Source organism: Arcanobacterium hippocoleae, assembly GCF_040360365.1.
In the GTDB taxonomy this organism is placed as follows: Bacteria; Actinomycetota; Actinomycetes; order Actinomycetales; family Actinomycetaceae; genus Arcanobacterium_A; species Arcanobacterium_A hippocoleae_A.
Genome location: NZ_CP136412.1, coordinates 1015903 through 1031026 on the forward strand (window position 1 = coordinate 1015903; position 15124 = coordinate 1031026).

Consider the following 15124-nt stretch of genomic DNA (forward strand, 5'->3'; position numbering starts at 1 on the left):
GATGGAAAATTAGTTTGCAATTCTTCAGAAAGCGGCTTTTGTTTGCCTGCGGTGTGAGTTTTTCGCAGTTTGTGGGTTTTCGGAATTTCCGGAGCAGCGGCCGGGTTCATCCGCACTTGTAAATCTGGGTGTGCTGCGGCAGCGTCACCGGATTTTTCTGCAATCGCGTTAGGCGTTCCGACGGAAGATTTTTCTGCAGGTATCGGCGTATTTTCCGGCGCAGTGCGAACGTATCTTGCAGCGGATTTTACTGTACCGGTTTTTGCAGCAGCGGAAGAATTTTTCCCTGCAGTTTTGCGTTCTGCCCGCGGCGCTCAAGATTTCGGCGAAGTTTTTGGGCAGCTTTCGCGATAATCTTCTCGTCTGCAAGATTTTCCGCATGATATTGCCGATGCGCGTAGTTGAATCCGGCAGAGCTGAGTGTAGTAAGTACAGTCCCAGTTACCGGATACAGGACTGAGAGCTGCATTGCCGGTACTAAAATCCATGCAGTGACGGTGAGTGCGGCAAGCAGCAAGAGCGCGAAAAACATTTTTCGCTGCCGCGCATTGCGGTTCTGAATTCGTACTTTTGCCATCGCGCGGATGGAAGCGAGCTCGCGAATCTGGCTGCGCTGCTTTGGTTTCCGCTGCTGTGCCGAATCTTGTTTTGCACCAGAATCCATCTTCAAATCAGCGGGTTTTACCTGCACCGCAGCTGTTTCTACTTGCAGTGTCGGATTATTAACTTTTGCGTTAGCTTCATTGTTCGCCATTATGCGCTCCGAATAGTATATTTTCCCGCGTTCGAGTCCGTCGTTATGGTGCAGATTAATTCCGCGCAGATGTGAATTGCGCTCTGCTCGCGGCGTTGTATTGAGCATACGCAAGTCTGCCGCGAAGCGTTCGTCTATCACAGTGCGCACAAGAATTGCACGGCTCCGATTTATGGCTGGAATCACGGAAAGCATCACAAATGCGACTGCGATAGCTATAGCAATTCCTTCTCCACCCATACTATTTAACGTATGCAAAATATGCTGGGGTTTTCGATAGCATGTGAGGCGTGTTGCTGCTGTTTTTCACCACATTTTTTCGCAGAATTTCCCACTATTCACACTATTAACATCAGTCACATTTTTTGGAAGATAGAAAACCGTTTGGGTGAAAAATAAATTTTGGTACTCCGGAACACCGCAAGATAATTTCACCGTGTCAGCGGTCAATCACGATACACTCAACCATCTCTCCAACACTCACCAAACGTGTTTCTTCCGCCACCGCAATTAAACAGTTCGCTCGCGCCATCCCGGTGAGCAGCGGCCGCCCTGGGTTCCCAATTGGCTCGACAGTATACCCATGCCCGGGAGCCCCAACTACCCGGGCTTGCACATATTCGCGTTTTCCAAGCGGAGATTCCCACCCTTTCAGAATCCGCGCTTTCACCGCCCGCCGATCAATATGCGTATAACCAGCCATTTGGCGCAAAGCAGGCCGAATAAAAACTTCAAAACTTACAAGCGCCGCAGCAGGCGCACCCGGCAAACAGAAAATCGTAGTATCGCCAATCTTTCCTACACCAAGCTGTCTCCCTGGAAAAATGCCAACATTATCAAACCGCACCGACCCAAGCGGAGAGAGAACTTCTTTCAGCGTATCTCCGCCGCCATACGAAAGTCCGCCGGTAGTGATGATGATATCGGCGCGCACAAGCTGATCTTCGATTGCCTCGCGCAAAATCCGCGGATCATCCGGCACCGCCCCGACCCGGAATACCTGCCCGCCCGCATCCTTAGCAGCACTTGCAAGAGCATGCGAATTTGCGTCAAACACTTTCCCGCGGATTGCCGCACGGCCCGGCTCCTGGAGTTCATCGCCAATGGAGAGAACCACCACGCGAGGTTTTGGCCGAACTAACACCGCCGCATGTCCGGCTGAGGCAAGTACTGCTATCTGGCGGGAAGCAATCCGCACTCCTTGCCGGAGAATCACTTGCCCGGAAGCAAGATCTTCAGCGCGGGCCCGCACATTTTCTCCAACTGAAACCGCAGTATTAAAGGTCACCTGCGCTTCCCCGCCGTCGGTGCATTCAATCGGAACGACGGCATTGGCGCCCTCCGGCAGCGGCGCGCCTGAAGAAATTTTAATCGCCGTCTTTGCAACAATCGAAACCGGATCAGTGTAGTTCGCATAAACTTCTTCCAGCACTGGAAACGTCACCGGATTCACTTCCGAAGCACCTAACGTATCTGCAGCATTCACCGCATAACCGTCGCGCCCGGCTAAATCCAGCTGCGGCACATCCACAAGTGAAGAAACATCTTGCGCAAGAACACAATCAACCGAATCGGCAAGCGTCACTTCAAACGGCGGAAGCACCTTTGCTGCAGCCAGACACTCATTCTTATGCTCTGCCACCGTCTTCATTGAATCTCCTTCATCCGGTTATCATTTCCGGCTTTTACTGTATACTTTAATATTTTAGATTTTCCGAATTCGCAAAATCTGCAGCCGCACCAGTTTTCCAAACTGACACAATTTGGACGGACACATTATGCGGCTGCTCATATTGCCTCGAATATCTATTTATAACCAATATTCTTATAACCAATATTCAAAACGAAATACTTTCGCATCCAACTCTAATACAGATACAGCCAGATGAAAGTTCGAGTTTAAGTTTATTGTGCAGATATAAAGGCTTCCTGCGGCGCATACCCTATCGGCGAAATCTCCGGTTTGCACTGGAACTTACATGAGAGAATTGGATTATGCCGAATAACTCCCTGAATTTCCAGGAAATCTCAAATCTTGAATCCGAAGATGCAAAACAGCTGCTTCGGGCGAAAGTGCGTAAAATCCGCAAAAACCGTTCAGAACGCGAGCTTGCAGAATCTGGAAAACAGTGGATTGAAACTGCACTTGAATATGTGCGTGATTACTCGAAAGTTGCTGCTTTTATTTCAATTCCCGGTGAGCCGCCCACATATGAACTTTGCAAAGCGATTGCAGATTCCGGAAAAACTCTCCTCCTGCCGAAGCTCGGTCCGGGGCTCACCCGCGCCTGGGGATACTTTAAGGGCTTAGACGATTTGCAGCAGATGGCTCCCGGCCGGCCGCCGGAACCGTCAGGCGCCGCATTCGATAACGATGTGCTCGGCGATATTGACGTAATGCTTGTCCCGGCGCTGCTTGTTTCAAAATTCGGGGAACGTCTCGGGCAAGGCGGGGGCTGGTATGACCGCGCACTGAAGAAAGTCAAACCGGGGCTGCCGATTGGAGCGCTCGTTTTCCCGGAAGAATTTGTAGATTTTCACCTGCCGCAAGATGAATATGATATGCATATTCAGAATGTGATTCTTCCAAACCAGATTATTGAACTTTTCTGATTTGAAACTATTTCCGAATTCCGCCCTCCAGGTTCATTACGTATTTATTTCCTGCTTATTTTGCCCCGCCCCTGTTCCGCCGCAGACTTATCGGCGCCGGAGTTTATCCGCAATTGTTTATTCGCAATTGTTTGTCCACAATTAAATAATCTGAATTCTTTTTCCACAAGTTTCTTTTCCCGCCGGATATATATTGACAAATTCAATCAGAATCTATGCATGTTCATTAAACGCCGAAAAAACCAGTATCCGAAGCGCGATACACGGAAAGAAAACCGAGTGTCCCGTCGGCAAAATTCTCACCCATTTGGCACAGTCGGCGCACGCAAAACACCAGACCTACGCAAATACCGAGTTTCTTCACCGCTGCGCGCATTCGTCTGGAGATGGAAATACGCCGCGCTGATCCTAATCACCTTTTCCCTCCTGCAAACATTCCTCTCACTGGAGTCAAACGACGGAATCGGCAGTGTCAAAGTACTTACCGCAAATTCGGATATTGCGGCCGGTGAAAGCTTTCACCACAGCAACACCCGCATTCAGCTCTACCCCAAAGATGTTGTGCCGGAAAACTTCGTCCCAACAGCAGCAGAAATCGCAGGGAAAATTGCCAGCACCCCAATTTCCAAAGGGCTGCCGATTACTTTCACCCAAATTCTCGACGATAATTATTTAGCTAACGCTCCCGCCGGCACCGTAATCACTTCCGTAAATTTACGTGATGATATTTCTGTAAAATTACTCAAGCCAGGAAATCACGTGGAGCTTTATGCTCCAGCACATACCGCAGGAGCAGCTGCCCAACTGCTCACCAGCGATGCGGTGGTAGTTGGGAAACCTGCAGCAGCTGCCAATTCAACATTATTCGGAGAAACAGTTAAACCAAGAGTGCTCTATCTTGCAATAAAGAAAAGCGATGTTAATCTTATTCTTGGTTTGCATACAAACACACCGCTGCAAGCAGTGATTACGAAAAGCTAATCTGGAAAATTCTGCCGGCTTAAATGCAAATGCAATTTGCATCCGCATTGCAAATAGATTCGCCTCACCGCTATCAAATTCCGCAAATCCGAAATATGATAGCAGCGGCGCAGAACACGCGAACGAAAAAGCATTGAAAGGAAAACCATGCTTCAAGGATTCAAAGATTTCATCTCACGCGGCAATGTAATTGATCTCGCCGTCGGCGTGATTATCGGCGGCGCATTTACCCCAATCGTTTCGGCTCTCACCGACAAAATTCTCATGCCGCTTATCGCCGCAATCTTCGGCAAACCCAGCTTTGATCATGTACTGGAATTCAGCATAAACGGTTCACTGGTTCAACCCGGAATTTTAATTACTGCCGTGGTAAATTTTTTGATCATCGCTGCTGCACTCTACTTTTGTATCGTCATGCCGATGAATAAACTCAACGAAAAACGTAAAGGCAAACCAGAATCAGCCGCACCAGTACCGGCAGATGACGTTGCACTGCTTACCGAAATCCGAGATCTTCTCGCCGCAAAATAAGCACAAATACTAGAAACAAAACGCTAGGCATAAATTACGACGGAACACAGGCTACGCACACCGCAATCCGAACCACTCCCGAGAAATCCGCTTTACTGCTCTTATGCACTATTTACCCCTGCTTTCGGTTCACGGTTATCCGCAGCACAGCCCAAAGCTGCCCTTCCCCAAAAAGACCGCCTAAAATACAGCCGAAATAAACAGCAGCAAGTTACAATTTACCGAAATGCGGCGGCACTTGCGCCAAGATTTCTCTTTCATGTGCAGATAGCTTCCGGACACGGGCAGCTGCAGCAGCCCGCACGGCTAGTTCCTCCTTGGAATACAGCTTCGGATGCACTCCGCGCGCATCCGAAGCATGTACCGCCTCTTCAGGAACCGAAATTTCACCCCGTGCAAGCCGCTCCTGATCCACACGTGAAAGCATTACCGCACGTCTCCCTGTGCGAACTTTATTTTCATGCGGCAAAATCGGAGAAGCAGGAAAATCAAAATCACTCTTTGCAGCTGCCATCAACAAACCTCACTTCGCCAGCCCTGAACGCCGAACTACGTTCCGAAGCACCGCATCAATCTGCGCACCCTGACGTAAAATCCCAAGTTCAGCACGTAAATCTGCTATTAACTGGGATTCGCTGCGGGGAATCCGATCGCTTGCAATCCAGGCAAGCACATCATCAAGCTGATCATCGGTATATGCCGACAACTGCAAACCTGGGGTGAATATTGGACGCATCGTCCGCTCATGGGCAGCTTCCGATGTTCCCGGCCGATCCGGTGTTCCTTCCGGTGAATTTACTGCCGGAAGCGAGCTGTGAAAACCGTTATCTCCAACGTGCGCACTGTTCTGCGAATTTCGGGAAAGCGGCTCTTCAACCCAATATTCACCGTCAAGAATTGGCGGAACCAAATTTGTTTCACTTGCCGCACCATGCAGCGCCCGAAGCTTTTCCGCAATTTCTGCAGCTTGCCCTGCAGGATCAATAAAAAGCGAAGTAGATAAGGTTTGATACACGATCCATCCGCGCTCAGCCACAGCCGTCGGGAAGAAACGGTCACGCCGCCGCAGCGATTCTTCTTTCACGTATTCCGCGTCATCAATCAGCACTGCCAGCTCCCAATCCGGATTTACGCCAGCTTTCCCCACCACTAGCGGAAGTTTGCGTGAACCGGCAAAGCCATAATTATACCCAACCGCAAAACCCTGCTCACGCAGACGCTCCCCAAGGTCGGCAAGCAGCGGATTATCGGTATAAGTTTCCACATTCGAAGCGTTATTCACAGAATTTCCGGCAGCCGAAATCACCTGTGCCAGGAGCTTCGGCCCAGGAGTTACCACACGCGCAATATCAATTTCACCAACTCCCAGCGAAGAAACCACTGTCATCGATTTACGCGCAGCTTCAAGCGAATCCACTAAATCGAGGAATCCCCGCGATTCCTGCAGCTGCCCGAAAGAATGCAGTACCCGCCCATGCACTGTTTTCCCAAAACCTGGCGAAAGAATCACATGATCGCGGCGCAAACCGTAAGCCTGCGAAATATTCGCAACCACAAAAGGCTCCACCGTATTTTGTTTCATGAACCGTTCCAGAATCACTGAAGACGCTTTCGCATTATGCAGCGCTTTTCGAATCTGACGTGCATGTAAATCAGAAATCGTGATTACAGCTAACGAATCCGGATTCCGGTCAAGAGCATAATTCAAAATCACATCGACAACAGCGTCCACTTCTGCCTGCGGTGCTTCAATCGCTCCATCACCTCTTGCGGAAGGAACCCCGCGTCCGTCAACTACAATCAATTGTGCAGCATTCTTCTGCGGACAAGCCGGAATTGGTGCAAATACGTCTTCATATCCGTGTGCAATTAGCGCCCGCGAAGAAATTTCGTCATGCTGCGCACGTAAAGTCGGCAATTCGAGCACAGGAAAAATTTCTGCAAAACTTTGAAAAGCGCCGGCAGATCCCAACTCGGCAAACTCGATATTCCCGGATACAGCAAAATCTGGATTCTTCACCGCCGCAGTTTTATCATCCCCCGATTCTCCCGCCTCCGCAGCAGTTTTCACCGTATTTTCCGATAAACTTCGCTGCGGATTACCGTCGGAAGAATCCGAAACCTCACCAATTTTCCGGATCTTATTGCGAGACGCGAGTCTTTCACCAGTATTCACAATCTCATTCCGACGGCGATCCCCCGCAATAACCAGCTGGCGTCCGCGCAAAAGCGTCGAAATAACTGCCGCAAGCTCAGTACGTTCCGTAGTATCACAAAGCACAAGATCAACCCAACGCATTTGCGGAATATAATCCAACGCCAAAATCGGCGGCACAATCCAGATTGGCCGTGCAAGCTGCACCAGCCGCGGATAGGTTGCAATCACATCACGGAGCACCCCAACCCCGTACTTTGCAAGCAGCTGATCCAGCCGAAGTGTTTCATTCCGATGTGCTCGCGCATATGTTCGCATATTGTTGATTGCCGCAAGCTGTACCGGGCCGGCAAGTGAGTTTACATGATTCTCGTCAAGGGTTCGGAACTGTGCAAGCAGTGCGGAAATATCCCGCGGCCCAAGCGCAGCAAGCAACTTCGATTTCCGTAAAAGCTGTTCAAATACTGAGGAAGTAAAGGCAAGAGAAAACTCTGCTTCAATTGCTTCCCGCGCAACACCGCGGACACGTAAATCTTCTCCAAAGCTCTCAATGCCGAGAAGCCGAATCTTTTCCAACATCAAATTCCGCTCTGGAAGTGTTTCCATATGCGGCGCATCTGCAATAAGTGCGGCAGTTAAAACATTAATTTGTTCAAAACTCAGCGCAAAATAATCATGCGCACCGACTTCTGCTGCGAGCGCGGAAAGCTCCGCTGTGAGCAGCTTGCGGCTATCATGAATCTGTGTCATACCGCTGGGAAGAGTCGGCCATCCGGCATCTTTCGTATACCGCTTCCAGATTTCCCGCTGTTCCTCCACTTTCACAAGTTCACTGTGTACATCTGACGGCACAGCGCCGGGGCGGAGCATGTCTGTAAGATCTCGACGGTACATGCGTTTCTCAGAATGGCTTAAATTGAATCCGTTTTTTGCCCGCCATTCTTTCGTTGCCGTAACAGCAATCAGGTTTACAGCCGAAGTTTCAAAAATCTGCGGCAGGAAATAATCTAAACTGTGCGAAATTCCTTCAAACATCTCGATTTGCTCGAACCATTGCGCAGGAGTCTGCGCTTGATACAAACCGGTCTCACCGGCAGCACGGGCTGCCTGCGAACGAACCGCCGGCAAAATAGTTTCATGGATCCGGCGTGCACGTTCAATCGCTCCGGCTGCAGCTTCGTGATCGGTAATCTTACAATTAGCCCAGGCAGAGATTTCCGTTTCCCGATCAAAAATTCCAAGTTCTGCACCTCGGTGCAAATCAGCAATAACTTCGTCTTTTCCCGCCGCCTTAATCGCAGCGAGCGCTGCAGAGCGAAAACGAATCCGAGTGCGCGGCGCCTGATCAGAAGCCGTAAGATGCGCCAGCTTCACAAGTAAATCAGATACGCTTACACCCCAATCGGGATTAACTGTATGCAATTCCGCAACAAAGTTTGTTAACTGCCGGCGCGTCCGGGAAAGTTCTTCCCGCTGCTCTGCAACAACTTCTGCATTCACTTCCGGCTTCGGCAAACGCAATCCGGTCCGAATCCGCTGCGGCACACTTTCCATATCGGAAAAATCAAGCACCATATCCCCAAGACCAATATTTTCCAGCTCAGTTTTCACAGCAGCAGCTGAAGATCCTCTTGATGGAATAAAAATCAGCGACTTTCCGGACGCGGCAGCATCTGCCATAATCGAAGCCAAAGTTTCAGTCCGCCGGCTTCCCGCAGGCGCATCAATCACAATCGAACGCCCGGAAGCCACTGCTTCGACCACATCGAGCTCGGCGGGATCTAAATCTCCGGCGCCGCGTTCTACTTCTGGAAGCCGATCAGCTTTCATCCCAGGAGGAATTGGCGCACCCGTAATCTTCCGCAGCTTTTGATCCCCGGCAAGCGCAGCCGCAATCCCAGAATTTTTAATATACGGTTCCATCGCTTCAAGATCAGAAAGCATCACTTTCGAGGGGTGTGAAAGCAACCGATAATATTTTGATTTTCAAGCTTGAATCCCGGCAGGAATGCACGGGCTAATGCAGCAAGCTGCGCTAACGGTTCATCGATACCTGCAGAACGCTGCGCGATTTCACGCAGTTTCGCTACACGTTCCGGATCAATCCCGCCCAAACGCAGAGCGTGAATAACTTCCGGATTAATCGCGGCCTGCGTGGAGAGTTTCAGCTTTGCATCGCCATCAGGGAGAAATTCAACCCGAATCCCGCGCAGCATTGCCGGTACCGTTCGTTCTGTTGCTGTACGAATTGGAGTTTTGTTTTGCGGTTCGATTTTAGCTGCAGATTGCGAATTTAACTTCTGAAGATTTTCCGCTTCCTGATTAGCAGGCACAGTTTCAGATTCCGCAGCCGGATATTCCTTATCAATATCGTTCGGCTGTGTCTGCCCGTCTGCAGTTTCCGCAGCGGGTGCGGCGGTTCCGACTGTTGATTTTTCAGCTAATTTTTTATCTGCAAAATCCGCTGCAGACGAATCTGCAGCATTGATTACAGTATCCTGCTTCTGCTGCGCACTTTCGGCACCGGCACCGCTAACACCTTGCTGAAACTGCGGAAAATCCAGACGCAGTTCACCAGTTGCATCATAAGTTTCACCCGTCCATTCCGGGATTTCCTGCGGATCTAACTGCGGGAGTTCGGTCCAGCTAAGACGGCCGGCAGCAAGCGAAATTGGAGCAAATCCATGTTCTTCCGCAATATTGCGGGTAAGTTCACGTAACTGTGCGAGCTTTTCTTTAGCGCGCGCATAAGCTTTCGGTTCACGAATCAAAGAACTTAAACGGGTTTCCATATGGGCATAGAACTGTGCTGCACCAGTTGGATGGGCGCGTGTAATATCGATTTGCCCAAAATATCTTGCGGTAGTTTTCGCCGCAGCCTCCGCAGCGGTTTGCTCCTGCAATGCCTGAACCCATGCGGTATAAGCTGCAGCGGCAAGCTCCTCCTGGTTTTGTTCCGGCGTTTTCTGTTTAACAGAACTCTGCCCAGGAGTCCGCACCGGTTTTTCGCTTTTTCCGTCGCGATTTTTTCTTCGCTGCCGTTTTCAACCCGCATATTTTCCGAGTTTCGCGCTTTCCCGGTTTCACTGCTCATATCACTGCCACCGGATTGCGCAGCTGTATCGCGGATATTTTTGTTTGCTGTACTGCTGCTTTGATTCAGATCTGCAAACTGTTTCACCGTGCTCCCGGATTCATTATCACGAATATTTTCACCCGAATTCTGCACGGCAGTTTGGACCGCAGCTGCCGAGGTGTTTTCTGCCGGCTGCGTTTGCTTATTTTTTTACGACGGAATAAAGGACTCACGCATATTATCCTACCCAGAAAATATGCTGAGACGGCAGAAGCAGCGGCTGGTGCGCTTTCTTAGTCCGCGAAACTGTGAGCACGCACCTTGCAGGCGGGATGATTTTCCCGTACAGCATAATTTTTTCGATTTTCTGAAAGTAACCCCGGCGTCTAATCATGGCTTTCACATTTCAAACCTGCCTTAAATTTTGCAAATTTACGCATCGCAATAATTCCGTCGGCAATGAGAAAAATCAGCGCGCACCAAACAATTCCGGTACCAATCCAACGCTCTGCCGGCATCACTTCCCCAAGAATCACCACCCCAATTAACAGCTGCAGAATCGGGGTAATATATTGGATAAAACCGAGCGCACCAAGCGGAAGATTCTGCGAGGCTTTCGCAAAAAGCAGCAGCGGAATTGCCGTCAGAATTCCAGCGCCGATGAGTAAAAGCATGATTCGGATGATTTGTGTCCCGTCGTTATTTTCGATACCGGTAATAGCGATTTTTTGTACGTCGCTTTGTTTCCGAACCAGCAGATAACCAAGATAACCCAAAAGAAATGGGAGAATAGCCGCGTTTTCTACCACCATTCCCGCAAGCGGCGGTACTTGACGCGAAATTTTCTTTTTCACAAGCGCATAGAAGCCAAAACTAAAAGCGAGCACAAATGAAATCCATGGGAGTGTCCCCATCGCGAAAAGCAGATAACTCACTGCTGCAATCCCGCATCCCAACGCAGCTTTTTGCAGCACAGTGAGCCGCTCACGCAAAAGCAGCATGCCAAGAAACACCGTCACCAGCGGGTTGATGAAATAACCGAGCGCAGCGTCTGTAGTGTGCCCTGTTTGGACTGAATACACGTATACAGTCCAATTAATAATTATTAATACTCCCGCGAGTGCAAGCCGGATAAGGATTGCCCAATTCCGAATTAGCGGAATAACGGATTTAAGATTGCGCATTGCCGCCAGCACAATCACACAAGTCAGAAATGACCAGAACGAGCGGTGCACAATCACTTCAAGGGAACCAATATCTTTGAGAAACACAAAATAGAGCGGGAAGAATCCCCAGAGCAAATAGGTAGAAATCCCGATAAGCCACGGAGCAGCGCTCGAATTATTTCCGACGGCGCCGGATTTAAATCTGGTTTCAGTTTCTGCGACGGAACCGGCTCCTGCAATATCTTTCCTCATCCCGATACAACTCTCATTCCCGTATTTATACCGTTAACTTCGACTTTGCCAAGAGTGCTTTGCGTCTGACGACGTGTTTCATTACCAGCTTTCCCGCACCCGCAAATCGATTATTTCAATAATTAATTCACTGCCTAGTTTCCCGCAGCAAGCACTATTAATGCATTTTTGGAAAAATATTGTTTTCGAATATACAAAGCACGGAGTTGATTTTTTTATCTGACTTATTTGCAAAAAACAGCGGATATCCAGAAATCTGTGAACTTCTGTGTTGTACTTCTGCAAACTTCTGTGAACTTCTGTAAACTTTCGCAAACACCGCATATCGAATGCTCTTCCGCACCGGCATGAGGTGAAGCATTCCGCGATGAAAACAAATCAAACAGCAGAATATCGGTAAAATCCAAAACCAGGAACACCGTGCCGCTTCTTCCAGTTTGCTACAAGTGTTCAGATTCTTCCGGTTCAGCATAACAGTGCCCCCGAGAGGAATCGAACCTCCGACACCGGCTTTAGGAGAGCCGTGCTCTATCCACTGAGCTACGAGGGCAAGTACACCGCGATGAGAATTCCGGCGGCAATAAAACATCAGCACACGGGGGCGCAGCTTCAAAGCTAACACCGCTGCAACGCCGCTGCCGGAAATACACAACGAAACAATGCTCTACCACTTTAACGCAAACAGGCGCATTCACGCGAACTATTCGCATATCCTTCGCCGGCTTTTTATGCAAAACGGTGAATTCAAAATAAGCGCTGCTGCCGGAAAGTATTTCGTCTCCGAAAAATATCGCTCGCCAAATATATTTAATTACACCCAACGCGCCTAATCTGCCCGAGATATCTGCCGCATATATCTGCCTCGCCTGATCTGCCTAAACACATCAAATCTAATCAAATCCAAGAAATTTGCAGAACTATCACAATGTTATAGTTCCGTTAGAGTAGATGTTACAGCTGCCGAAACACCAAACCGAAAAGCCCGCACTTTCCGCTAAATCACGCACTTTAACCCGCCGCAGCCGCACACTCACACTCACACTCACTGCAGCAAACCCGTATTCACATTCACGCTCACACCCGCACCGCAAATACGCATCACCACTGATTCAAATATTGCGGCGCCACATCGTCGTGTTCGCGTACACGTTTCGGCACAAGAAATACCGGGCATTGCGCCAATTCAATCACTGCCTGCGAAGTAGAACCGAGAAGCATCCCGATAAAACCGCCGCGCCCGCGCGTACCAAGCACTAATAAATCAACTTCTTTCGAAACTTCCGCCAACATATTAACCGGATTTCCTTGAGTTAAATTAATCGTAACTTTTACTTCGCGCCCTTCATTAACCTCGGCAATCTGACTCTGAATTCCAGCATATACATCGTCATAAAACTCTTTTGAAAGCGTAAACTGCGGCACCCAACTTACTGCATCCACATTTACCGTACTTACCACCAACAATTCCGCGTTCCAGCGATCTGCCTCCCAGAATGCTCGTTGGAGCGCCATCTTCGCAGCCTCAGAACCATCTATTCCAACCGCAATTTTTTCACCGGCAAATGCTCTGCCAGCACATCTGCACCAACAACCACAGTCGGACAGCAGGCATGAGCCGGAAGCGTAGTTGTAACAGTACGAAGAATCCGATCAGAAATAGTGCCTTTTCGATTCACTCTCCCGCCAACTGCAATCAGTGCGACTTTCTTCGAAAGCTCCGCCAACTCCTCAGTGGCGTCACCCTCAATAATCCGCGAAGTTACCTCCACGCCGCGGCCAGAATACTTTTCGGTCAGGTCAGAAATCATTGCAGCTGCAGAGTCACGGAGAAGTTCCCCTCATGCGAGACGTCCGGTGCCCCAATCGGAAAATTATGCGCCGCATAATAGGGAAGTTCATACACGCAGACAAGGCACAGCTTCGCATTGCGCTTTACTGCCTGCTCAAATCCCCATTCTATCGCCGCCAGCGAAGGCTTGGATCCGTCTACACCCACTACAATTACATTTTCGTGTTTCACATTGACCTCCTTGTACATGCCGTTAACAGTTTAACGACGGCTGTGCAATCCGAACTTTTCGCAAATTTACTTCACAGTAAAATCGCAAATATATTTTCAATTCGGAAAATGAAACTTTCAGTAAATTTTCCCACAGCTTTAATTTGTGACACCAGTTACAGAATAATATTTAAACAGCGGAATACGCAAAACCACCTGCACGCAAGCAGCAGTAAAAACAACGGACTTGCTTCACTAACAGGGAAAACGGCTATTTTCACGCAACTGCCGGTATTAACATGTTTTCACTGCGCAACCAGCGGCGGGAAGCAGAAAATTCTACGTAAGTAGTGGCAAGAAGTGAAAAAGTTACGTAAGTGACGGCGGGAAGTAAAAACTTTACGTAACTGGCGGCAAGAACTTAATTTCGTTACGTAAGTAGTGGCAAGAACTTCGGCTGCGATTATTACCGTCGGAAGCGATTTCGTTTGTGCAGGTCACAGGCTCACAATAACGACGGCTCTCCCGTCGTTAATCAAAATTGCTTATTTTGCCACCAGCTACGTTAAAAAATACCCATTCCGCCACCAGCTACGTAAACTCACGCACATTTCACCGCAGTTACGTCAATCCGAATCAATCCGCCGTCAACCGCACAATCCCGCAAGGCAAAACATCCGCAAAGTTGAACTAAACACCAAAACGAATCTAATGATTTCCGCTAAATCAGCACAATCCGCACCGCACCACCAGTAAGGCGCAGCAATAAGAACGAAATAAAAGAGGATGGCCCTATGCGAGCCATCCTCTCAAACATAAATTATGCAGAAAAATTAATCTGCGTAATTACGGAACCCGAATAAACGTTGGTTTTCCATACAATGGAGTTTCACGGGTACCGGCAGATGTGGTCTGAGCCGCAATATGCATCCCATTGCCGGTATAAATTCCAACATGCCCCGGCCACCAAACAATATCGCCTGGCTGTGCCTGCGAAGCCGGCACACGCACGCCTGCTGCAGCCTGACCAGAACTTGTGCGCGGAAGTGCGACACCAGCATTGGCATAAACATAGCCAACAAAACCAGAGCAATCCCAACCAGCAGGAGTTGTCCCCCATAAACATACCGCGTACCAGCAAATTGGCGGGCAAAAGCTACAACCGCTGCTCCCCGCCCAGATGCAGGAACATTTGAATACGCTGCAACCTGCTTTTTCGGAGCCGCCGCCGTATTTGCGGCAACATCACTGCGTCTGCGATTTTCGGTACGTGCAGCTGGAGCAGCCGCCGTTTCAGCTGCTTTCGCTTCAACTTCCACCTGCGAAAAATCCCAGCCGGAACTTGCCTGCACACCAGTCTCAATCTCAACGGCAGGAGCTTCAAATACGGACTGTTCTGTTTCAAGTGAAACAGTAGCTGCCACTGCCTTTTCCGGCACATTTGCCTCAGCCTTTGCAGTTTCCGGAGCAGCAAACGCTATCGGAGAAGCGAACCCTACAAACGTACCCGCAATAGCTGCAGTAGCAAGCCCTTTCACGCCGTTACGCGATGCAAAGCTATTTAGCACTTCAACCTTTAGGTGACGACCTGCCATCA

Annotated in this window: 14 protein-coding genes and 1 tRNA gene; 4 read left to right on the forward strand and 11 right to left on the reverse strand. The window is 49.3% G+C overall.

Annotated features, from left to right (window positions below):
• Positions 1-247: 247 nt before the first annotated feature.
• Together RQN30_RS05305 and RQN30_RS05310 are read right to left on the reverse strand one after the other, a co-directional pair.
• On the reverse strand, positions 248-994 hold the full coding sequence (locus tag RQN30_RS05305) for a hypothetical protein (RefSeq protein ID WP_353061568.1): 747 nt from the start codon (positions 992-994) through the stop codon (positions 248-250).
• A gap of 199 nt (positions 995-1193) precedes the next feature.
• On the reverse strand, positions 1194-2405 hold the full coding sequence (locus RQN30_RS05310) for a molybdopterin molybdotransferase MoeA (protein ID WP_353061569.1): 1212 nt from the start codon (positions 2403-2405) through the stop codon (positions 1194-1196).
• 344 nt (positions 2406-2749) lie between these two features.
• On the opposite strand from RQN30_RS05310, the gene RQN30_RS05315 reads away from it, so the two are divergent.
• From RQN30_RS05315 to mscL, 3 genes are all read left to right on the forward strand, one after another.
• Positions 2750-3367 (forward strand): 5-formyltetrahydrofolate cyclo-ligase, encoded by a 618-nt coding sequence (locus tag RQN30_RS05315; protein ID WP_353061570.1) that lies wholly within the window; start codon positions 2750-2752, stop codon positions 3365-3367.
• A gap of 219 nt (positions 3368-3586) precedes the next feature.
• Positions 3587-4348: an SAF domain-containing protein gene (locus tag RQN30_RS05320; RefSeq protein ID WP_353061571.1), complete on the forward strand. Its 762-nt coding sequence runs from the start codon at positions 3587-3589 to the stop codon at positions 4346-4348.
• A 147-nt stretch (positions 4349-4495) separates the two neighbouring features.
• Complete coding sequence (mscL, locus tag RQN30_RS05325; RefSeq protein WP_353061572.1) at positions 4496-4879, forward strand: large conductance mechanosensitive channel protein MscL; 384 nt, start codon at positions 4496-4498, stop codon at positions 4877-4879.
• Between the two features lie 211 nt (positions 4880-5090).
• On the opposite strand, the gene RQN30_RS05330 is transcribed toward mscL, so the two are convergent.
• The 8 genes from RQN30_RS05330 to RQN30_RS05365 all read right to left on the reverse strand — a co-directional run bounded on the left by RQN30_RS05330 (position 5091) and on the right by RQN30_RS05365 (position 13548).
• Positions 5091-5393, reverse strand: a complete 303-nt coding sequence (locus tag RQN30_RS05330; RefSeq protein WP_353061573.1) for a hypothetical protein — start codon at positions 5391-5393, stop codon at positions 5091-5093.
• A 9-nt stretch (positions 5394-5402) separates the two neighbouring features.
• Positions 5403-8981: a hypothetical protein gene (locus RQN30_RS05335; RefSeq protein ID WP_353061574.1), complete on the reverse strand. Its 3579-nt coding sequence runs from the start codon at positions 8979-8981 to the stop codon at positions 5403-5405.
• Entirely contained in the window at positions 8978-10033 is a 1056-nt protein-coding gene (locus RQN30_RS05340) for a hypothetical protein (protein ID WP_353061575.1), read from the reverse strand. Before RQN30_RS05340 ends, RQN30_RS05335 begins: the two co-directional genes overlap by 4 nt.
• Positions 10034-10496: 463 nt before the next feature.
• Positions 10497-11528: an EamA family transporter RarD gene (gene rarD, locus RQN30_RS05345; RefSeq protein ID WP_353061576.1), complete on the reverse strand. Its 1032-nt coding sequence runs from the start codon at positions 11526-11528 to the stop codon at positions 10497-10499.
• Between the two features lie 477 nt (positions 11529-12005).
• Positions 12006-12078: transfer RNA gene (locus RQN30_RS05350), tRNA-Arg, on the reverse strand.
• Positions 12079-12626: 548 nt separating this feature from the next.
• On the reverse strand, positions 12627-13040 hold the full coding sequence (locus RQN30_RS05355) for a universal stress protein (RefSeq protein ID WP_353061577.1): 414 nt from the start codon (positions 13038-13040) through the stop codon (positions 12627-12629).
• Positions 13041-13060: 20 nt separating this feature from the next.
• Positions 13061-13336: a universal stress protein gene (locus tag RQN30_RS05360; protein ID WP_353061578.1), complete on the reverse strand. Its 276-nt coding sequence runs from the start codon at positions 13334-13336 to the stop codon at positions 13061-13063.
• Positions 13333-13548, reverse strand: a complete 216-nt coding sequence (locus RQN30_RS05365; protein WP_353061579.1) for a universal stress protein — start codon at positions 13546-13548, stop codon at positions 13333-13335. The genes RQN30_RS05360 and RQN30_RS05365 overlap by 4 nt, the downstream gene beginning before the upstream one ends.
• 420 nt (positions 13549-13968) lie before the next feature.
• Here RQN30_RS05365 and RQN30_RS05370 point away from each other — a divergent pair, with 420 nt between their 5' ends.
• The gene (locus RQN30_RS05370; protein ID WP_353061580.1) at positions 13969-14283 is read left to right on the forward strand and encodes a hypothetical protein; all 315 of its coding nucleotides are present in this window, start codon (positions 13969-13971) and stop codon (positions 14281-14283) included.
• Positions 14284-14360: 77 nt separating this feature from the next.
• Here RQN30_RS05370 and RQN30_RS12550 read toward each other — a convergent pair whose 3' ends face one another.
• Positions 14361-15122 (reverse strand): NlpC/P60 family protein, encoded by a 762-nt coding sequence (locus RQN30_RS12550; protein WP_491608703.1) that lies wholly within the window; start codon positions 15120-15122, stop codon positions 14361-14363.
• Positions 15123-15124 lie beyond the last annotated feature (2 nt).

Excerpts from the sequence above, each read along its gene's own strand:
- RQN30_RS05315 (WP_353061570.1), top strand. The coding sequence starts at position 2,750 with ATGCCGAATAACTCCCTGAATTTCCAGGAAATCTCAAATCTTGAATCC.
- RQN30_RS12550 (WP_491608703.1), bottom strand. The coding sequence starts at position 15,122 with ATGGCAGGTCGTCACCTAAAGGTTGAAGTGCTAAATAGCTTTGCATCG.
- RQN30_RS05310 (WP_353061569.1), bottom strand. The coding sequence starts at position 2,405 with ATGAAGACGGTGGCAGAGCATAAGAATGAGTGTCTGGCTGCAGCAAAG.
- RQN30_RS05355 (WP_353061577.1), bottom strand. The coding sequence starts at position 13,040 with ATGGCGCTCCAACGAGCATTCTGGGAGGCAGATCGCTGGAACGCGGAA.
- RQN30_RS05360 (WP_353061578.1), bottom strand. The coding sequence starts at position 13,336 with ATGATTTCTGACCTGACCGAAAAGTATTCTGGCCGCGGCGTGGAGGTA.
- RQN30_RS05305 (WP_353061568.1), bottom strand. The coding sequence starts at position 994 with ATGGGTGGAGAAGGAATTGCTATAGCTATCGCAGTCGCATTTGTGATG.
- mscL (WP_353061572.1), top strand. The coding sequence starts at position 4,496 with ATGCTTCAAGGATTCAAAGATTTCATCTCACGCGGCAATGTAATTGAT.
- rarD (WP_353061576.1), bottom strand. The coding sequence starts at position 11,528 with ATGAGGAAAGATATTGCAGGAGCCGGTTCCGTCGCAGAAACTGAAACC.
- RQN30_RS05330 (WP_353061573.1), bottom strand. The coding sequence starts at position 5,393 with ATGGCAGCTGCAAAGAGTGATTTTGATTTTCCTGCTTCTCCGATTTTG.
- RQN30_RS05320 (WP_353061571.1), top strand. The coding sequence starts at position 3,587 with ATGTTCATTAAACGCCGAAAAAACCAGTATCCGAAGCGCGATACACGG.